Consider the following 18,659-nt stretch of genomic DNA (forward strand, 5'->3'; position numbering starts at 1 on the left):
TTGCGGGCCGAGCGGCTAGGCCTCGACGGTCACACCTTCGGAGGCCAGTCGAGCGGCGCGGCCACCCTCGGGCTCCGGCCCGCGGGACAGCACGAGTGAGCCGTCCACCGACCAGGCGCCGAGGGCCGTCGCCAGCACGCTCGAGAGCGACTCGGCCGCAGTGTGCACGCGACTACCCGGAGCCCAGTTCCCTTGGGGGACAACGGATTCGTATGCCGCGTCGGCACCTGCGCCGACCACGGCGAGGTCGCTGGGAGCCGGCTCGTCCCACGGGCTGAACTGGTCGGCATACGTCGCCAGCTCCTTGGCCTCGTCCATCACCCCCGCGGGCACGGACCCGGCGGCGCCGCGGGTCAGGGCGGCCAGCGTCACGAGGACGGAGGGCGTCGGGGCCGGGGTGGCCCTCGCGGGGTCGTCGGTGACGACGAGGTCCGCGTCAGCGTCGTCGAGGACGACCGTCGCGCCGACGGACCAGACGGCCAGCGCCCAGTAGAGCGAGCGCCAGTGCGGGGGCAGCGCCAGCCGGACGCGCGAGCCGGGCGCGAGGTCCCACTCCTCCTGGAGCGCGTTCGCGGCCTTGCTCACCCAGTTGGCGAGCACCTTGGCGCTCAGCTCGATGCGCTCACCGCGGGTGGCGCCGGGCGTGTCCTCGTAGAAGGTGACCCGGGGACGGCCCGGGTCCGACCGCAGCATCGCCGCGAGCACCTCCGCGGGAGTGGCAGGCATCAGGCGGTGTTGGCGATGTGCTCGATGAGCTCGGTCGTCGACACGGATGGCGTGCGCGGGAAGTAGACGACCTCGCACAGGTCGGACACGAAGTCGAACCGGCCCTTCCAGTCGTCGCCCATCGCCAGGACGTCGGCCCGGTGCTCGATGATGTAGTCGCGCTTGAGCTCGAGGCTCTCCTCCACGAAGACCTCGTCGACGAACTTCAGGCTGCCGATGATCTCGAGCCGCTCGTCCTGGGAGAAGACCGGGGCCCTGCCCTTCTTGGCCTCGTTGAGCGCATCGGCCGAGACGCCGACGACGAGCCGGTCGCCGAGGGAGGCGGCGCGCTTGAGGATCCGGATGTGCCCGACGTGCAGCACGTCGAAGGTCCCGAAGGTGATGACCGTGCGCGGAGCGGTGGTGTCCCCGGACTGGGTGGTGTCGTCAGGCATGGCCGTGAGGTTATCGCGAGGGCGAGCACCGGTGCGCGGCCGAGGTCCTCCCGCGCAGTAGCGTTGCCGTCTGTGAGCAGCCGCGAGCCCCGCCGCTACCCCTATGCCCCGGACCCCGGCGACCTCCCGCTGCTGAGGGGCGAGGCCTGGGGCGGCTGGCTGGTGACCCGCACCGTCGTCTGGGCCGGCCTGTGGCTGGTCCTCGGCTCGGTCGCCGCGGCGCTCCTCTCGCTCGGTGGGGCCTGGAGCCCGTGGGTCGCCGGACCGGTGCTGCTGGTGCTGGCGGTGGTGGCCGGCTTCGGCGCCGCGCTGGTGCCGGTGCGCCCGCTCCCGGTCTGGTCAGCAGGACTGTTGGTGGTGCTCTCGGTCGGAGCCGTCGTCTGGGCCGGTGCGACCCACTCCGAGCAGGTGCTCCCGCGGCGCGACTCCGGCTCCTACCTCCAGTCGGCGATCCAGCTGGCCGCCGGCCATGCCCGTCCGATCGCGGTGAGCCCCGACTCGGTCGGCGGACCCGACGTGCTGGCCATCGACGGCATCACGCTGGCGAGTCCGGCCTTCTACGCGACGGGCACCCCTCAGCACCCGAGCATCCAGCCGCAGTTCCCGGTCGGAGCGTCGGCCTGGTACTCCGTCGCGTGGTGGGTCGCCGGTCCCGCGGGCACGGCCTGGGCGCCCGCGATCCTGTTCGGCCTCACCGTCCTGGGCGTGGGTCTGCTCGCCGCGACGGTCGTGGGTCCGCGGTGGGGACCGCTGGCCGCGCTGGGCACCGGGCTGCTCTTCCCGCTGCTCCACGTCGCCCGATCCACCTACTCCGAACCCGTGTCCCTCCCCGTGCTGGCCGCCGGTCTCCTCGCCCTGGTGCTGGCGGCCCGGAGCGCGGCGTTCCCCGATGTCGTGTCGGCCCGCCGCGCCGCCGTCGTGGCCGGGGTGCTGATGGGTGGCGCGATCGCGATCCGCGTCGATGCCCTGCGCGAGGTGGTCCTGGTCGTCCCGGTCGTGGTGCTGGCTGCCCTGCAACGCCAGACGCACGCCCGGGGGCTCGCCGGCTCGACCGCGGTGTCGACCGCGATCGCCTTCGGCGTCACCTGGCTGACGTCGAGCGAGTACCTCGGCAGCATCGCCGGCTCGCTCCTCCCACTGGTCGCGATGGGGGTGGCCGCGTGCCTGCTCGGCGTCGTCCTGCTGTGGGGTTCGGCGCGCGGCTGGGCGCTGCCGACCATCGTCCAGGCGTGGCTGCCGCGGATCCTCGCCGGCGGGTTCGTCGTCGTGGGCCTGGTGCTCGCGAGCCGTCCCTGGTGGCAGGTCGTGCGCCAGTCAGCCGCCGACTCCGGGGCGCGGGTGGTGGCCGGGCTGCAGGCACGGCAGGGCCTGACCGTGGACGGCGGCCGGACGTATGCCGAGCACACCCTGGTCTGGATGTCGTGGTGGGTCGGCCCGGCCGCCCTCGGCCTCGCCCTCGTGGCGACGGCGGTGCTCGCCCACCGTGCCGCGTCGGCCTGGGTGGACGGCCGCGCGCTGCCGGGCTGGAGCGGTCCGGCGGTCATCGCGGTCGGCTCGACCCTGCTCACCCTCTACCGTCCGGGGATCACGCCCGACCACCCGTGGGCCGACCGCCGGCTCCTCATCGCGCTGCCCACCGTGGTGGTCCTCACGGTGGCGTGCGCGGCGGTGGTCTCGCGGTGGTCCACCAGGCGCCTCCCGTATGCCGTGAACGTCGCCGTCAGCGTCGGGATCGCGGCGGCCCTGCTCGTGCCCACGGCCCTGGCCACCCGTCCACACCTCGACGAGCGGGTCGAGCGGGGGGAGTGGGCCGCGGTCGACACGGTCTGTGCCGCCATGCACCCCGGCGACGTCGCCCTGATGGTCGACTCGAGGGCCGCCAACGAATGGCCCCAGGTGCTGCGCGGCTACTGCGGCGTCAGCGCCCTGTCGACGACGTCCACGCTCCGCAACGACCCGAGCCGGCTGGGCGCCGCGGTCCAACAGGTCCAGCGCGCGGTCGAGGCCCGGGGCGGCCGGCTCGTGCTGGTCGCTGCCGACTCTCCCGAGGGACTCCAGCGGCTCGGCCTCAAGGGTGCCGTGGTCGCGGTGGACGCGCGGGTCCGGGAGGACGACCGGCTGCTCGAGGCACGCCCCAACTCCTTGGTGGAGCTGCCGATCCGCGTCTACCTCGGCCGCCTCGGCTGAGGCCCCGCCCCTGCGTCAGGGCGCGAGCTGCCAGGTGGTGGTCGTGCCGTCGGGGCCGACCAGTGACCCTGCGGCCAGCGCCGACCGGATGAGGTCGCGCACCTGCTGCTCGTCCTCGGTGCTGGCGTCGAAGGAGACCGTGACGACCGCGCCGTCACCGTCGGCCTCGGAGGTGGTGAGGTGCTCCCACCGGCACGGACCGTCGTGCTCCCAGTGGCCGCAGAGCGCGACGGTCACTGCACCACCCAGGGCGGCGGGGTCGCCCGCGAGGGCGAGCACGCGGCATACCTCGGTGTGGTCCCAGGTGCGCGACGTCATGGGACGAGGCTACGGGCGCTGGTCGTCAGCTGCGCTTGGCGAACGCGTCGGCTGCGTGGCGGCGCACCGCGGCATACGTGCCACGGTCGGCGGCCACGACGATGCCGGGAGTGAGCAGCGTTGGTGAGTAAGGCGTTCCGTCGGCGAAGCCCGTGAAACCACCGGCCTCGGTGACCATCAGCGTGCCGGGGGAGTGGTCCCAGGGGCTGTTGCGCGCGTAAAGGATGTAGTCGGTGGCGCCCTCCATCAGGCGCGGGTAGTCGACCCCGCAGCAGACCCACGAGCCGACCAGTGCGGGCATCGACCCGAGCGAGTGCCCGCGCAACGGCCAGATGGACGTGACCCCCCGGGGCTCGACGTCGTCCGGCACGGGCTCGCGGACGACGCGCTCGCCGTTGCGGTAGACCCCGGCGCCCTTCTCCGCGACCCACGCGACCTCGTGCTCGGGCTGCCAGATCCACGCGCGGACGGTCTCGCCGCGGACGACCTCGCTCACCATGACCGCGTGGTCGGGGGAGCCGTGGACGAAGTTCTTGGTGCCGTCGACCGGGTCGACCGTGAAGGCGTGCTCGGCCTCGACGTAGCGGTCGAGCGTGGTCGGGTCGACCGAGGTCAGCTCCTCGCCGAGGACGAACGCGCCGGGGAAGGCCGCCGACAGCTCGCGGGTGAGGATCGCCTCGGACTCCTGGTCGGCGATCGTGACGAGGTCGCCCGGGTTCTTCTCCATCACCTCGCCGTCGGCCAGCGAACGGAACCGCGGCGTGATGACCTCGGCGGCCACGGTCTGCATCAGCTCAAGCACCTGTTGGGTGTCCACGACCCCACCGTTCCACACCCGAGCCGACGCCCGTCACCCGGTCCACGGCCCTACCTGCCGCGACTCTGAAGGATCGTCCGGACCCAGACCCGGACGATCCTTCAGAGTCGCAGGCACGGCGAGGGTGGGCACGGGGGAGTGGGGCGACGGGTAGGCTCCTCGCGAGATGAGCGAGCACCCCAGCACCGGCCCAGCCGCCCCCGTCACGGAGCGCATTCCCGTCGACCCCCCGCAGGTGTCGAACCCCGCGACCGAGGTGATCGGCACCGGCGAACGAGCCAGCAGCGCACCGGCTACGCCTTCCACCCCGGCAGCGCAGGCGCCGGTGCACCCGGCCGACGCGGCCTACCTGCCGGCGGTCGAGCCCGCCGCCGCACCGCTCCCCGGCGAACCCGGCCACGGCAAGCCGTACGTCACGATCGTCCTGCCCTGCTACAACGAGGGCGAGCACGTGCTCAAGGAGATCGACCGGATCACGGCGGCGATGAACTCCAGCGAGTTCACCTACGAGGTGCTCTGCATCGACGACGCGTCGACCGACAACACCCTCGAGGTGCTCCAGCAGGCGAGCCGCGACTACGCCAACATCCGCGTGATGCCGTTCCGCCGCAACGGTGGCAGCGGCACGGCGCGTCGCATCGGCACCCAGCAGGCGCACGGCGAGATCGTCGTGTGGACCGACGCCGACATGACCTACGAGAACGAGCGGATCCCCGAGCTGGTGCGGATCCTGCGCGACGACCCGAGCTACGACCAGGTCGTCGGCGCGCGCACCACCGAGGAGGGCACGCACAAGTGGGCCCGCGTCCCGGCGAAGTGGCTGATCCGCAAGATCGCCGAGAAGCTCACCAACCAGACCATCCCCGACCTCAACTCGGGTCTGCGGGCGTTCCGGCGCGAGGTCTCGCTGCCCTACCTGCGGCTGCTCCCCCCCGGCTTCAGCTGCGTCACGACGATCACGCTGGCGTTCCTGTCCAACCAGCACGACGTCAAGTACGTCCCCACGAGCTACGCGAAGCGGGCCGGGGTCAGCAAGTTCCACTTCGTCCGCGACGCCTACCGCTACATCCTCCAGGTGCTGCGCATGGTGATGTACTTCGACCCGCTCAAGGTGCTCATGCCGCCGGCGCTGTGGCTGATCGTCATCGGGGTCCTCAAGGCCGTGGTCGACATGGTGCGCCACCCGTTCTACTTCCCGGCGAGCACGGTGCTCCTCATCGTCAGCGGCATCATGATCGGGTCCCTGGCGTTGCTGTCCGACCTCGTCGTGCGTTCGCGGACCGGCGTGTGAGCACGACCCGGTATGCCGGGTGGCCGGCTCGCGTGGCCTCGCGCGGCCGGCGGTCCGGAGGCCTCCGATGAGCCCCAGCGCGGCCCTCAAGGTCGCGGTCGTCGGCCCGACGCATCCCTACAAGGGCGGGGTGGCCGCGCACACCACGAGCCTCGCGCACGAGCTGGCCGAGGCCGGCCACGACGTGACGCTGGTGTCCTGGTCGCACCTCTACCCCTCGAAGCTCTACCCGGGTGAGCAGGCCGTGCCCGGCGGAGCCCCCGACGTCGAGCCGTTCCCCCGCACGGTGCGGGCGCTGAGCTGGGCCCGACCCGACACGTGGGTGCGCACCGGGCGCCGGTTGCGCGGCTTCGACGTCGTCGTGGTCGTCCACGTCATCCCGGCAGTCGTGCCCGCTCACCTCGCCCTGCTGCGCGCGGCCGGTGTGGGCCGCCGGTCGGTCCAGCGCACGACCCGTCACCCCGGGCCGCGCACCGTGGTGATCGCCCACAACGTGCTGCCCCACGAGACGCACCCCGGTGACCGGGAGCTGATGCGGCAGTTCCTCGAGCGGGTCGACTCGGTCCTGGTGCACAGCGACGCGCAGGCGCGGCTCGCCTACGAGCTGGGCGCGCCGCGGGTGTCGGTGACCGACCTGCCGCCGCACCTGCCGGGCGGCGCCCCGGTGGACCGCGTCGAGCACGACGGGCCGCCGCGGCTGCTCGCCATCGGCATGGTCCGCGACTACAAGGGCGTCGACCTGCTCATGGAGGCGCTCGCCGACGTGCCCGGTCCGACCCTGACCGTCGCGGGGGAGATGTGGGGCTCCAGCGGCGAACGCGTCAAGGAGCTCGCCCAGGACCCCCGGCTGCGCGACCGCGTGGAGGTGCACGGCGGTTACGTACCGGCCGACCGCCTGGCGCCGCTGTTCGCCTCGCACGACGTGCTGACCCTGACCTACCGCAGCGCGACCGCCTCCCAGAACGCCCTGCTCGGCCAGCAGCACGGCCTGCCGGTGCTCGCCTCCGACGTCGGCACGTTCGGCGGCCAGGTGCGCGACGGCGTCGACGGGATCCTCGTGCCACCGGGCGACAAGGCCGCGCTGGTGGCCGCCCTCCAGCGGCTCCCNACCTGTCCGGGCCCTGGGCCCGCTACGTCGGGACCATCGAGGCGCTGGCCGCCGTCGAGACGGCCACCGAGCCGGACGACGACGACGTGGCCGACGCCCCCACCGGAGCGGCAGCCGTCGCAGGTCACCTGCGGCACCGGATCTCGAACACCGTCCGCGCCGTGGTCGCAGCGTCCCGGCCGGAGGTCGAGCTGTCCCGGGGAGACCTGCCCGACTGGGTGCGCGCCTCGGACGTCCTCGCCGACGGCCAGGACGCCGACGACGCGAAGGCGCTCGCGCGCAGCCTCGGGCTCCCGCGCTGCAGCGACGGGATCGCCGCCTGGGCCGCCCTCGGTGCGCTCGCGGCGATCGTCAGGGTCCGCGACGACGGTCGTCGCAGCGCCGTGATCGTCGACGAGTCGGGGAGCCGGTCGCCCCTGTCGCGGTGGGCGCGGGCGATCGGGTTCGCCCCCGTGGAGCTCGAGCTCACCGGCCACCGGTCGAGCGTCGAGGTGCTCGACGTCGACACCGCCTCGCTCGACGTGATCGTGCGACTGCACCCGGGCGGCTGCGACGCCGACGACATCGACGAGGCGATGAGCCAGGCGTCCTGGGCGCTGAAGTCCGGCGGCCTGCTCTGTGTCACGCTGCCGATCGGCCACCCCGGAGCCGAGGGCGCCCTCGGGCCGGCCGACGTGCGGGCGGTCCTGGCGCGCTCCCACGACTTCGGGTTCGTGCTCGTCGGCGACCTCGACGGAGACATCACCGGCCGGATGCGGTCGGCCTCCGACACGTCCACCCGCACCGACGCGGCATACGGGCTGCTCCGGCTCACCCTGCGGAGGCGCTGACATGGCCACGGGCCGCACCAAGACCACCACTGCCACGAACCGCGCCCGCATCTTCAGCGGGCTGCGGATCCTGTTGGCGCTGTTGGTCGTCACGGCCGTGACCGTGGCGGTCGCCAAGAACTGGCGCGAGGTGTCCGCCGACATCGGGCGCATCGACGCCGGCACCTTCGCGCTGGCTGCCGTCCTCGTCTGCCTGCCCCCGGTCTTCACCGTGCTGGGCTGGCGGGTCCTGATGGCCGACCTCGGGTCGCCGCTGCACGTCGCGCCGGCCGGCGGCATCTTCTTCGTGGGCCAGCTGGGCAAGTACGTGCCCGGCGCGGTCTGGAGCATCGTCGCGCAGGCCGAGATCGGCGCCCGGCTGCACATCCCGCGCAAGCGCTCGGCGGTCGTCGCGTTCGTCTCGGTCGCGATGGCGGCCATCTGCGGGCTGATCGTCGGCGCGCCTGCCCTGCCGCTGCTGATCACCCGCGACGACTCGGCGGCGCGGACCGGCTGGGCGCTGCTGCTCGCGGTGCCGCTGCTGGCCGTCGTGCTCTGGCCACCGCTGCTCAACTGGGGGATCGCCACCGTCCTGCGGGTGCTCCGCCGTGAGCAGCTCGAGCACCGGCTCTCCGGCCGGGCCGTCCTCACCGCGACCCTGTTCTTCATCGGCGCGTGGCTCTCGTCCGGCCTGCACATCCTCGTGCTGGCCCGGGCGACGGGCGACGACGCCGGCACGGGTCAGCTCGTGCTGGCGAGCCTGTCCGGCTTCGCGCTGGCGTCGTCGATCGCGATGTTCAGCGTGGTCCTGCCGGCCGGCGTCGGGGTGCGCGAGGGCGTGCTGGTGCTGATCCTCGCCCCGGTGACCTCCACCTCTGCCGCGACCGCCGTGGTCGTCATCTCACGCTTCCTCACCGTGGCCGCGGACGTCGTGTTCGCCCTCGGTGGCTGGCTCTACGCGCGGTCGCACCACCTGGTCACCTCCCCGGAGGAGCGGCAGCACGACCACATCGAGGTCGACCCCGACGTGACCGCCGAGGAGTCCCGCTCGTGACGTCCGACGGGTCCGCTCGTGAGGAGCAGCTGGCCTACTCCGAGCTGATGGGCGCGATGCTCGACGAGCGAAAGCGCCGGCAGAAGGCCCAGAAGATCCTGGCCGTCGTCCGGCACGCGCTGGGCCGGGCCGACCTGGCCGGCCTGCGGGCCCTCGACGTGGGCTGCTCGGCCGGCTTCATCGCCGACGAGCTGGCCCTGGCCGGGGCGCACACGGCCGGCGTCGACATCGACGAGCCCGGGCTGGTCGCGGCGCGCGAGCGGTTCGGCGAACGCGTGGAGTTCAGCCTGGCCCGGGGTGAGGCGCTGCCGTTCGAGGACGGGTCGATGGACGTCGTCGTCTTCAACCACATCTACGAGCACGTCGTCGACCCCGAGTCGGTCGTCGCCGACATCCACCGCGTGCTGAGCCCCACCGGGGTGCTCTACCTCGGCATCGGCCACCGGCACCAGGTCGTCGAACCGCACTACAAGCTGCCGTTCCTCTCCTGGCTTCCCCAGGGCGCCGCCGACCGCTACCTGCGGCTGACCGGGCGCGGCGAGCACTACTACGAGCACTACTACTCCCGGGCCGGGCTGCGGCGGCTGTTCGGCGCCTTCGACGTCTGGGACTACACGCTCCCGGTGCTCGCGGACAGCACGGCCTTCGCCGGCACCGACCAGATCCCGGCGTGGGTGTCCCGCGTGCCCGGCCGCGTCCTCGAGGCGGCCGCACCGATGGCGCCGACCTACATCTGGGCCGCCTTCAAGGACGCCGCCCCGGCCGGCCCCGCGCTGCGCGTCAGCCCCGTCCACCTCTGAGCCCGCAGACAGGTATGCCGCCCGCTCGTGCGAGCGGGCGGCATACCTGTCTTGGCCGGCTCCGTCTGGTGGTCGGGTCCCGAAACCCGTTGGGGTCAGGCGGCGCCCGGCTCTTGGGTGTCGTCCTTCGGGTACTTCTTCACGAAGTCGATGATGACCTGGCCGGAGAGGTCGCCGCAGAGCTGGCGGTGGCCGGCGTCCTTGGCCCAGTGTGAGAGGGCGTAGGGCTTGTCGGCGGGGAAGGCGCCCCGGCTCGGGTCCCACTCGACGACCTTGAACTTGCCGCTGGTCTCGGCGACCTTGTTGGCCTGGTCGGCGACGTCCTTGAGGAGGGTGGTGTCCTTCACCTTGGTGCCGTCGTACCAGAGGATCGTGTAGCCGTGCTCGAGGTTGTGGACCAGCGTCTCGAGCACGGGGCGGTCGGTGGCGGTGTAGAAGTCCCGTCCGCTGACGTCGGGGGTGGCGAAGTGGGCGCCGTTGCTCGGCGGGATCGTCGAGTACTGCACCGAGGTCTGGTCCGGCTTCGCGGTGCCCGGCCCGACGTGCTCACCCGAGCCGGTGGCGGCGTCGGTGGTGACGGGGTCGCACTTGGCGGCCGCCACGGAGACCCCGAGAGCGGGCAGCTGCTTGCCCTTCGCGTCGTTGATCGCGTAGAGCACGACCCCCGTGAGCCCGGCCAGCAGCACCAGGCAACCGACGACGATGCCGGCGACGACCTTGCGCTCCTTGGCTTTCTGCTGGTTCTGGATCTCGGCCAGTCGGGCCTTGCGGTCCTGGCTCGCGCGCTTGTTTGCCACGGGTTCCTCGGGGTCGTTCGGGGGCGGGTCGCGGAGAGTCTACGTGGCCCGCCTGCGGACCCTGTCACCCCGACGCGCGACACTGGCGACATGTCCCCGACCGCCGAGACCACCCGTGTGTGGCGTCCCGGCAGGGCCACAGCGGTAGGGCTGGTCATCTCCGCGTTCCGTCGTGGGGGAGGCGACCCGACCTTCCAGCCCGACCGTGGCGACGGCTGGTGGCTCGGGCTGCCGACGCCCGCCGGGCCGGCGACCCTGCGGCTCGTCCAGCGTCGCGACGTCGGTGAGGTGGTGGCGACGGCCTGGGGTGACGGGGCGCAGTGGGCGCTCGACCAGGTGCCGGCGCTGCTCGGCGACGGTGATGACGACCGTGACTTCGTGGCGCACCACCCGCAGGTCGCCACGGCATGGAGACGGTATGCCGCCTGGCACGTGCCGCGCTCCGGCCTGGTCATGCACGCGTTGGTGCCGGGCGTGATCGAGCAGAAGGTGACCGGCCAGGAGGCGTTCGGCGGCTACCGGACGCTGGTCCACCGGTTCGGCTCGCGCGCCCCGGGCCCCGGCGAGCAGCGCCGCCTCTGGGTCGCCCCGACGGCGCAGGAGTGGGCGGCCATCCCGTCCTGGGACTGGCTGGCGGCCTCGGTCGACGGCGCGCGGTCCGGCACGGTGATGCGGGCGGCGAAGGTGGCCGGTCGGCTGGAGGAGAGCGCCCAGCTGCCGCTCGACGCCGCCCACCGACGACTGCGGTCGGTGCCGGGCATCGGCGTCTGGACGGCGGCCGAGGTCGCCCAGCGCGCGCTGGGTGATCCCGACGCAGTCAGCTTCGGCGACTACCACGTGGCGAAGAACCTCACCTGGGCGCTGCTGGGCGAGGCTCGCGACGACGACGTCCTCGCCGAGCTGCTCGAGCCCTACCGGGGCCACCGCTACCGCGTCCAGCACCTGCTGGAGCTGTCCGGGGCGGCTCGTCCGCGCCGGGGCCCGCGGATGGCCCCGAGGACCCACCTGCCGACCCGACGTTGAGCTCCCTCAGCGGTCGCGGATCTCGAGCCGGAGGTCGAGCCCGGCCACGTCGTCGGGGACCTCGGCGGTGAGCCCCTCGCCCCAGAGCGCCACCTCGAGCCGGGCCACGGCGACGCCGAGCTGGTAGGACGAGGGGCTGGACACGGTCACGACCGACCCACCCACGTCGATGCCGACGTCGGGGGCGCCGACCAGCGCCACCGCGACGGCCCGACCCAGGCGGCTGGCCACGTCCTCGGTGCCCACGGTCGGGATGCCGATCTGCTCGGCGATCCCCTCGCCGGGCTCGATGCCGAGGGCGGCCCGGACCGCCTCCGCGCGGCCGTAGTCGAACCAGTCCTCTCGGCCTGCGCGGATGAGTGCGCGGGCGCCCGGGCCGCGGTCGGCCAGCGCCCATTCGGTCCCGCGGACCACGGCGGCGGGGATCGCGTCGGCCTTGCCCTTCACCAGGTCTGCGGCGGCAGCCAGCTCGTCGCCGACGGCTCGGGCGGTGACCGACAACGGTCGACCGTCGGCGTCGACGCCACCACGCAGGTCGTCGACGACCTCGATGCCTGCGGCCCCCAGGGCGAAGTCGGTCTGCCCGAACCGCCACGGTCGCCCGGCCGTGTCGCTCACCACCACACCCAGGCGCCGGAGGCCGGTCGCGGCGAGCAGTGCCACCCGCAGGTGCTCCGCCTCGGCATCAGGGTCAGCTGGCAGCAGCAGCACGGCATCGCGCCCTCCGGTGTTGGAGGCGTCGACGCCGGCGGCGGCCATGATCGGACCGGCCGTCGACCGGACGATCTGCGTCACCTTGTCGCCGGTCATCCGCTCGGCCACGACGCGCACCGTCTGGCTGACCACGGCAGCGCCCTTGACCGTCGAATCAGCCCACAGGCCAAGGGATTTCGAGACGATCTTGCTCGAGACCACGAGCACGTCGCCGTCCACGAGCGTCAGGTCCGCGGCTGCCGCGGCGTCGAGCAGCAGCCCGACCAGCTCGTCGCCGGCCCGCACCTCGGGTATGCCGGTAAGCGGCACGATCGAGAGTGTCGGCACGCTCAGGCGCCCCTGGTCCGGGAGGTCAGCTCGAGCGCCAGGTCGAGGGCGGCGCCCGCGATCTCGGCAGCCGCGTCGGTGTCGGTCATCAGCAGCGGCCGGCCGCGCACCACCGCTCGGGGCAGCTTCACCGATGACTCGTCCTCGGGGGAGACGAGCCACCCGTCGAGGAAGTCCTCGTAGAGCCCCGCGACGGCGGAGGTGGTGGAGTCCACGCCGATCGCCCGCAGGCACGCGTCGGCGTGGCCACGCACCGGCATGCCGTTGATCAGCGGTGACACCCCGACGACGGGAGCAGCGGTGCCACGTAACGCATCTCGCACGCCGGGGACCCCGAGGATGATCCCGATGGAAACGACCGGGTTGCTCGGCGGCAGCAGCACGACGTCGGCCCCACGGATCGCGTCGAGGACGCCCGGGGCAGCGGACGCGCGGTCCATGCCGACGGCCTGGAACCGCTGGGCCGGGATCGACGCCTGGTGTCGGACCCACCACTCCTGGAAGTGGATCGCCCGCTGTCCCTGCTCGTCCTCGACGACCACGTGGGTCTCGACGGGGGAGTCGCTCATCGGCAGCAGGGTGATGCGCTGGTCGGGCAGCCCCCACCGGGCGGCGAGCCGGGCGGTCACCTCGGAGAGGGACAGCCCCTGGCCGAGCCACTGCGAGCGCACGATGTGGGTGCCGAAGTCGAGGTCGCCGAGGCCGAACCACTGCGGCACGGCGCCGTAGGCCGCCAGCTCGCCCAGCACCCGGTAGCTCTCGTCGGCCCGTCCCCAGCCCTGGGCCTCGTGGCTGCCGTCGCCGAGGGTGTAGATCAACGTGTCGAGGTCGGGACAGACCCGCAGACCGAACAGGCTGATGTCGTCACCGGTGTTGCCGATGATGGTGAGCTCGGTGTCCGCGAGGTCGGGGGTGCGGTCCAGGTGGGCGCGCAGGCCACGCAGGAAGCGGGCCCCGCCGATACCGCCGGCCAGTGCCGTGATGCGCATGTCCCGCAGTCTTGCAGTCCCACCCTGCGCGGCCATCGGTGGCTCCCAGGACGGACGCCCACGGCGGTCCGAGCCGCGCCAGGCACGCGCACCGCACTTCTACCGCACCTCTAGCGCTCGGGGAAGAGGCGTTATCAAGGTTCGTCCGATCGGGCAAATATCAGACTTCCGCTTGACTAACCACGTATGACACGCGTGTAATTCCATTGTTGTGATCGCGCTTGGTCACACACAGGGCGGCGCACCGGGTCGAGGAGGAAGCCGTGCAAGAGCTTCAGTTGGTCACCTTCGAAGGTGGCGAAGAGGTGGAGATGTCGTGGCAGGAGCGTTCGCTCTGTGCCCAGACGGACCCCGAGGCGTTCTTCCCTGAGAAGGGCGGGTCGACGCGGGAGGCCAAGAAGGTCTGCGTCGGCTGCGAGGTCCGGGCCGAGTGCCTGGAGTACGCCCTGGCGCACGACGAGCGGTTCGGCATCTGGGGTGGGCTGTCCGAGCGGGAGCGCCGCAAGCTCAAGAAGCGTGCGGTCTAGTCGCCCGCGTGGCGACTCCCTCGTGACCAGCGCATGACGCTTGCCCCGCCCCATGATGTGACGGACCCCGCAGGACCTCCTGCGGCGGTCGCGACCGTGACGGCGGTTCTGGTCCTCCGGGGTCCCGCCTCGGCGCTCCCGGAGACCCTCGACTCGCTCGCGCGCCAGACGCGCACCCCGGAGCGCCTCGTGGTGGTCGACCCCGGTGTGGACGGCAACGCCGTCGAGACCGTGCGGGCCCACCGCGGCGTCGCGGACGCCATCCCCTCGATCACCGTCGTGACCGTCCCCGGCGCTGCCTCCCTCGCGTATGCCGTGTGCTCGGCCCTCGCGCAGGACCTCGCCACCGGTGCTGCGGCGCCCGACCCGGCCAGCCACGTGTGGGTGCTCACCTCCGACAGCGCCGCCGCGCCGACGACCCTGGCCCGCCTGCTCGACGCAGTGCGGCGCAGCCCGTCGGTCGGGGCGGCCGGCCCCAAGCTCCTCGACTGGACCCGCGCCGGGGCGCTGCGCTCCGTGGGTCTCCAGCTGACCCGCAGCGGGCGGGTGATCCCGTCGCCGGCGCCCGGCGAGCCCGACCAGGGCCAGTACGACCGCCGCACCGACGTCCTCGCCATCCCCGCGACCGGGATGCTGGTCGAGCGGGCCCTGCTCGCGGAGCTGGGTGGTCCCGAGCGCAGGTTGGGCGACTTCGGTGCCGACATCGACTTCTCCTGGCGGGCCCAGCAGTCCGGTCGTCGCGTGGTCGTGGTGCCCCGCGCCACCGTGCGGACCGGCGCCGAGCCGGCCCCTGACGACCTCGTGCCGAGCGACTCGGCCACCCGCATGCGGCGGCAGGCCCGCCGCGTGGCGCTGTCGCGCTGCGCCTGGTGGACGCTGCCGTTCCTGGCCGCGTGGATCGTCCTCTCGAGCACGACCGCGGCGGTCGCCCTCCTCCTCGCGAAGCGCCCCCGCGCCGCCTGGGCGGAGCTCTCCGACATCGGTGCCGTGCTGACGCCCGGTCGGGTGCTGGGCGCGCGGTGGCGCTCGCGCGGCACGCGTCAGGTGCGTCGCCGCGACCTGCAGGGACTGTTCGTCCCGTCGCGCACCGTGCTGCGCCACACCACTGACCTCATCCGTGACGAGGTGGCGCTCGAGCCGGGACAGCTCGAGTCCGCCCGTGCGGCGGCGATCGAGTCAGGTCCGGTCGCCGACGAGGCGCAGGACCTCAACGTCCTGGGTGCCACCTGGGCGTCCCGTGCCACCCGCAACCCCGGCGTGCTCGTGGTCCTCGCGATGACTGTCGTGTCCGTGCTCGCGACCAGGCGGTTCGGGGGCAGCTTCGGCGAGCGCCTCGACAACGGGCTCACCGGCGGCGAGACGGTCGGGGTCCGGGCCGGTGCGGGCACGCTCTGGCACGCCTGGCTCGATGGCTGGCACGGCTCCGGACTCGGGTCCGGCGCCGAGCAGGGGCCCCACCTCGTGGTGCTGGCCGGGCTCTCGTGGCTGGCCGCCCACCTCCCCCTCTTCAGCGCTCCCGCATCGCCGGCCGGTGCGGTGGTCACGATGCTCGTGACCTTCGCGCTCCCGCTGGCCACGCTCACGACATACCTCGCCGCCCGGGTGGTGACCCACTCGCGGCTGCCACGGGCCCTCGCGGCCCTGGCCTGGTCCACGACGGCGGTGCTGGCCACCGCGGTCGGCTCCGGCCGGCTGGGGGCCATCGTCGCCGCGGTCGTGCTGCCGCTGGTCGCGGCCGGCGTGGTGCTCGCCGGTCGCCGGACCGGCACGACGACCGCCACCGCGGCCACCGTCCTCGGGGCGGCCGTCCTCGGCGCGTTCACCCCGGCGCTCCTGGCCCTCGTCGTCGTCGCCGGCGTCGTCGTGCTGTTGGCCGGTCACGGCTGGGCTCGCGTGCGAGGCCTGGCGATCGCTGTCGGTCCCGTGCTGCTGCTCGGGCCCTGGGTGGAGACGCTGGTCACGCGGCCCGCGCTGGTCTTCACCGGTCCCGGGCTCTCGGTCTGGGGCACCGACCAGGCGCTGCCCTGGCAGATCGCCCTGCTCCACCCGGGTGGAGCAGGCTCCTACCCCGTCCTGCTCTCGGCGCCGCTGGTCCTGGCCGGCCTGCTCGGCCTGCTCCGTGCGGGCCGCCGTGGCCCGGCCGCCAGCGTCCTGGCCGTCGTCGCCCTCCTCGGTCTCGGGTATGCCGTCGTGGCACCCCGCATCTCCCTCGGGGTCGTGCCGCACGGCCTCCCAGAGGCCGGCCGGCCGATCACCGCCTGGGCCGGCACCGGCCTGCTGGTGTTCGCCCTCGCCCTCGTCGCGGCCGCGCTGCTGGGGGCCGAAGGCCTCGCGGTGAGCCGGTCCCGCGGAGGCTGGCAGGCGCTCGCGCGCTGGCCCGTCGCCGCCGCCCTCATCGGCTCGGTCCTGCTCAGCGGCGCCTGGCTGACCTGGCGCACGGTGGGCAGCGACCTGCGCGCCTGGCCGGACCCGCGACCCGCGGTGGCCGTCGACCAGGCCGAGAGCGGCATCGGCAACCGCATGCTCCTGCTCACCCCGGAGGGTGACGGGCTGACCTACCAGCTGCTCGGTCGCGAGGTGAGCGACGTGGCGCGTTCGCTGCCCACGCCCTCCGCCGACCGCACCAGCAGCACCGCGCTCGCCACCTCGGTCGGGGCGCTGTTCGAGCAGGGCGCTGCCCCCGGCGCGCTCACCCCCGCCGCCGACCTGTCCGACCAGGCCGTGGGTTTCGTCGGCCTGCGCACCGAGGCCACCGACCCGCGGATCCGGGCGCTCGACGCCACGGCGGGGCTCAGCCGCCTGGGCGAGCACGACGGCGTGACGTTCTGGCGCGTGCTCCCCGGAGGCGGGGGCACGGCCGACAGCGCCGTCGCGCCGTCGCGGGCCCGGCTGGTCACGAAGGGCTCCGAGCAGGCGCTGCCGGTGAGTGGCTCGCACGCCCGTCTCGAGGTGCGGGCCGTGGTGCCGCAAGGCGCTTCGCTCGTCCTCGCCGAGCCCGACGCCTGGGTGCGCCACGCCAGGGTGACCGTCGACGGCCGGATCCTGGCGCCGAGTGGCGACCGCGCGGCATACGCACTGCCCCCGGGCCCGGCGACGATCTCCGTCGAGGTGCTCCCCACCAGCGCCACGTGGCGCTACGCGCAGGGCATCCTCCTGCTGCTCGTCGTCTTTCTCGCCGTGCCCTTCGGCAACCGCTCCTCGAGGAGGAGTCGCCCGTGAACGTGTCGGCCAGCGGACTGGTCCGCACCTCCCTCGTGGCCCTCGCCGGCGTGGGCATCGTCGTCGCGGCCACCCACAGCCAGGGCGCCCTGGCGCTCGGGTCGGGTGCCGCTGCCGACCGGGCCGACACCGCCGTGACCAACCCGGTGCGCAGCTCGTCGCTGGTCTGCCCCGGCCCCGAGCTCAAGGGCATCAAGGGTGTCGACGACGCCGGCGTGCCGGTGCGGGTGGCCGCAGCCGCGGCGCCGCCCCGTGCCCTGACTGGCCTCCACCCCGCTACTGCCGCAGGCAAGCTCAGCTTCACCCGTATGCCGAGTGGTGCCCTCGGCGCCCCCGTCACCACCCGCGGGGCCAACCTCTCCGTCGACCAGGGGACGGCGGCTGGTGTCCTCGTGTCCGGGTCCGAGTCGATGGCGGCCGGGGTGGCCGCGGCCCAGAGCTGGCTGGTGCCCTCGGGCGACCTGCGCTCCCTCGGAGGGGCGCCGTGCAGCCAGCCCGGTGCCGAGTTCTGGATCCTGGCGGGTGGGGGCGACCCCGGCCGCCAGGAGCGGCTCGTGCTCACCAACCCGGGTGGCAACCCGGTCACCGTCGACGCGACGCTGCACGGGGCCGACGGGCCGGTCTCGTCCCCGAACGGCAAGGACATCGTCGTGCCGGCCCACGGCCGCACCTCGTTCCTGCTCGACTCGATCTCGGGTGACCTCGCCAACCCGGTCGTGCACGTCGTCGCCGAAGGTGGCGTCATCGGCGCGGTCGTCAACGACACCTGGCTCGACGGGACCCGGGCGGGCGGGTCGGACGATGCCGTGCCGGCCGCGCTGCCTTCGCGGGACCAGGTCATCCCAGCGGTCTCCGTGACCGGCCGGTCGCTGCTGCGCGTCGCGGTGCCCGGCGGCTCCGAGGCCGTCGTCCAGGCGAGGGTGCTCACCGCCCAGGGCGCCCGCGCCCTGCCGGGTGGCGGCGTCATCCGCATCAACGGCGGCGCGGTGCGCGACATCGACCTCTCGAAGCTCCCGCCCTCCAACGTGGGGATCCAGGTCCGGGCCGACGTGCCAGTCGTGGCCGCCGCGATGGTGACCCGTGCCAACCCTGCCAAGCCCGGCGACCTGGCCTGGGCGTCATCCACCCCACCGATCACAGGGGTGGCCGGCCTGCCGCTCGTCGCTCCCGGCACGGCCACCGGCGTCCAGCGCCTGTTGTCGCTGACCTCGTCCGGTGACACGGCCGGGGTGGAGGTCGTGACCGTCGACGCCAAGGGCGTGGAGACCTCGCGCAGGCCGCAGGTCGGCGTGGATGCCGCCTCGACGATCGACGTCACCGGTGCCGCGTCCGTCTGGGTGCACCGCGTGTCGGGCAACGGTCAGGTGCGAGCCGGCGTCATCTCCCTGCTGCACGACGACCAGGGGTTGCTCATCTCGGTCACCCCACTGAGGGACACCGTCCTGCGGACGACGTCGGTCGGCCTGCGCGAGGTCACCCAGTAGCTTTCGGTGCGCCGGTCCGGCGTGGGGGCAGGAAC

At 73.6% G+C, this 18,659-nt stretch carries 16 protein-coding genes; 9 read left to right on the forward strand and 7 right to left on the reverse strand.

Annotation, left to right across the window (positions count from 1 at the left end; genetic code table 11):
- Positions 1-15 precede the first annotated feature (15 nt).
- Positions 16-726, reverse strand: coding sequence for a TIGR03089 family protein (locus tag ASG95_RS05960; protein ID WP_056922867.1), 711 nt, complete (start codon positions 724-726; stop codon positions 16-18).
- The gene (locus ASG95_RS05965) at positions 726-1,160 is read right to left on the reverse strand and encodes an adenylyltransferase/cytidyltransferase family protein (protein ID WP_056922866.1); all 435 of its coding nucleotides are present in this window, start codon (positions 1,158-1,160) and stop codon (positions 726-728) included. The genes ASG95_RS05960 and ASG95_RS05965 overlap by 1 nt, the downstream gene beginning before the upstream one ends.
- A 72-nt stretch (positions 1,161-1,232) precedes the next feature.
- Between ASG95_RS05965 and ASG95_RS05970 the strand changes: the two genes are divergently transcribed.
- On the forward strand, positions 1,233-3,347 hold the full coding sequence (locus ASG95_RS05970; protein WP_057376888.1) for a hypothetical protein: 2,115 nt from the start codon (positions 1,233-1,235) through the stop codon (positions 3,345-3,347).
- A 15-nt stretch (positions 3,348-3,362) separates the two neighbouring features.
- On the opposite strand, the gene ASG95_RS05975 is transcribed toward ASG95_RS05970, so the two are convergent.
- Positions 3,363-3,665 (reverse strand): hypothetical protein, encoded by a 303-nt coding sequence (locus tag ASG95_RS05975; RefSeq protein ID WP_057376889.1) that lies wholly within the window; start codon positions 3,663-3,665, stop codon positions 3,363-3,365.
- Positions 3,666-3,690: 25 nt separating this feature from the next.
- A complete protein-coding gene (locus ASG95_RS05980; protein WP_056923217.1) occupies positions 3,691-4,482 on the reverse strand; it encodes an inositol monophosphatase in 792 nt (263 codons plus the stop codon).
- 166 nt (positions 4,483-4,648) lie between these two features.
- On the opposite strand from ASG95_RS05980, the gene ASG95_RS05985 reads away from it, so the two are divergent.
- The 4 genes from ASG95_RS05985 (at position 4,649) to ASG95_RS06000 (ending at position 9,544) form a co-directional block, all read left to right on the forward strand.
- Complete coding sequence (locus tag ASG95_RS05985) at positions 4,649-5,773, forward strand: glycosyltransferase family 2 protein (RefSeq protein ID WP_235543430.1); 1,125 nt, start codon at positions 4,649-4,651, stop codon at positions 5,771-5,773.
- Between the two features lie 67 nt (positions 5,774-5,840).
- Positions 5,841-6,880, forward strand: a 1,040-nt coding sequence (locus ASG95_RS21980; protein WP_235543432.1) for a glycosyltransferase family 4 protein, incomplete at its 3' end; no start/stop codon positions are given.
- 832 nt (positions 6,881-7,712) lie between these two features.
- Positions 7,713-8,744 carry a lysylphosphatidylglycerol synthase domain-containing protein gene (locus tag ASG95_RS05995; protein WP_082592373.1) on the forward strand — a complete coding sequence of 344 codons (1,032 nt, stop codon included), beginning with the start codon at positions 7,713-7,715 and terminating at the stop codon, positions 8,742-8,744.
- Positions 8,741-9,544 carry a class I SAM-dependent methyltransferase gene (locus ASG95_RS06000; protein ID WP_235543434.1) on the forward strand — a complete coding sequence of 268 codons (804 nt, stop codon included), beginning with the start codon at positions 8,741-8,743 and terminating at the stop codon, positions 9,542-9,544. The genes ASG95_RS05995 and ASG95_RS06000 overlap by 4 nt, the downstream gene beginning before the upstream one ends.
- Positions 9,545-9,639: 95 nt before the next feature.
- On the opposite strand, the gene ASG95_RS06005 is transcribed toward ASG95_RS06000, so the two are convergent.
- Entirely contained in the window at positions 9,640-10,341 is a 702-nt protein-coding gene (locus ASG95_RS06005; protein ID WP_057376890.1) for a DUF3105 domain-containing protein, read from the reverse strand.
- Between the two features lie 90 nt (positions 10,342-10,431).
- Here ASG95_RS06005 and ASG95_RS06010 point away from each other — a divergent pair, with 90 nt between their 5' ends.
- The gene (locus tag ASG95_RS06010) at positions 10,432-11,364 is read left to right on the forward strand and encodes a DNA-3-methyladenine glycosylase (RefSeq protein WP_057376891.1); all 933 of its coding nucleotides are present in this window, start codon (positions 10,432-10,434) and stop codon (positions 11,362-11,364) included.
- A 6-nt stretch (positions 11,365-11,370) separates the two neighbouring features.
- Here the strand turns inward: ASG95_RS06010 and cofE are convergent, their stop codons facing one another.
- Positions 11,371-12,405 carry a coenzyme F420-0:L-glutamate ligase gene (gene cofE / locus ASG95_RS06015; protein ID WP_235543443.1) on the reverse strand — a complete coding sequence of 345 codons (1,035 nt, stop codon included), beginning with the start codon at positions 12,403-12,405 and terminating at the stop codon, positions 11,371-11,373.
- A gap of 2 nt (positions 12,406-12,407) precedes the next feature.
- Positions 12,408-13,394, reverse strand: coding sequence for a 2-phospho-L-lactate transferase (gene cofD / locus ASG95_RS06020; protein ID WP_057376892.1), 987 nt, complete (start codon positions 13,392-13,394; stop codon positions 12,408-12,410).
- A 311-nt stretch (positions 13,395-13,705) separates the two neighbouring features.
- Here cofD and ASG95_RS06025 point away from each other — a divergent pair, with 311 nt between their 5' ends.
- The 3 genes from ASG95_RS06025 (at position 13,706) to ASG95_RS06035 (ending at position 18,624) form a co-directional block, all read left to right on the forward strand.
- Complete coding sequence (locus ASG95_RS06025) at positions 13,706-13,921, forward strand: WhiB family transcriptional regulator (RefSeq protein ID WP_153269213.1); 216 nt, start codon at positions 13,706-13,708, stop codon at positions 13,919-13,921.
- Positions 13,922-14,017: 96 nt separating this feature from the next.
- Positions 14,018-17,140 carry a glycosyltransferase gene (locus ASG95_RS06030; protein WP_057376893.1) on the forward strand — a complete coding sequence of 1,041 codons (3,123 nt, stop codon included), beginning with the start codon at positions 14,018-14,020 and terminating at the stop codon, positions 17,138-17,140.
- Positions 17,137-18,624 (forward strand): DUF5719 family protein, encoded by a 1,488-nt coding sequence (locus tag ASG95_RS06035; protein WP_057376894.1) that lies wholly within the window; start codon positions 17,137-17,139, stop codon positions 18,622-18,624. Before ASG95_RS06030 ends, ASG95_RS06035 begins: the two co-directional genes overlap by 4 nt.
- Positions 18,625-18,659 lie beyond the last annotated feature (35 nt).

It is taken from the genome of Phycicoccus sp. Soil803 (assembly GCF_001429685.1).
GTDB lineage: Bacteria > Actinomycetota > Actinomycetes > Actinomycetales > Dermatophilaceae > Pedococcus.

Coding starts and splice junctions, on each gene's coding strand:
- ASG95_RS05960 (WP_056922867.1), bottom strand. CDS start 726: ATGCCTGCCACTCCCGCGGAGGTGCTCGCGGCGATGCTGCGGTCGGAC.
- ASG95_RS05965 (WP_056922866.1), bottom strand. CDS start 1,160: ATGCCTGACGACACCACCCAGTCCGGGGACACCACCGCTCCGCGCACG.
- ASG95_RS05975 (WP_057376889.1), bottom strand. CDS start 3,665: ATGACGTCGCGCACCTGGGACCACACCGAGGTATGCCGCGTGCTCGCC.
- ASG95_RS05985 (WP_235543430.1), top strand. CDS start 4,649: ATGAGCGAGCACCCCAGCACCGGCCCAGCCGCCCCCGTCACGGAGCGC.
- ASG95_RS05995 (WP_082592373.1), top strand. CDS start 7,713: ATGGCCACGGGCCGCACCAAGACCACCACTGCCACGAACCGCGCCCGC.
- ASG95_RS06010 (WP_057376891.1), top strand. CDS start 10,432: ATGTCCCCGACCGCCGAGACCACCCGTGTGTGGCGTCCCGGCAGGGCC.
- cofD (WP_057376892.1), bottom strand. CDS start 13,394: ATGCGCATCACGGCACTGGCCGGCGGTATCGGCGGGGCCCGCTTCCTG.
- ASG95_RS06025 (WP_153269213.1), top strand. CDS start 13,706: ATGTCGTGGCAGGAGCGTTCGCTCTGTGCCCAGACGGACCCCGAGGCG.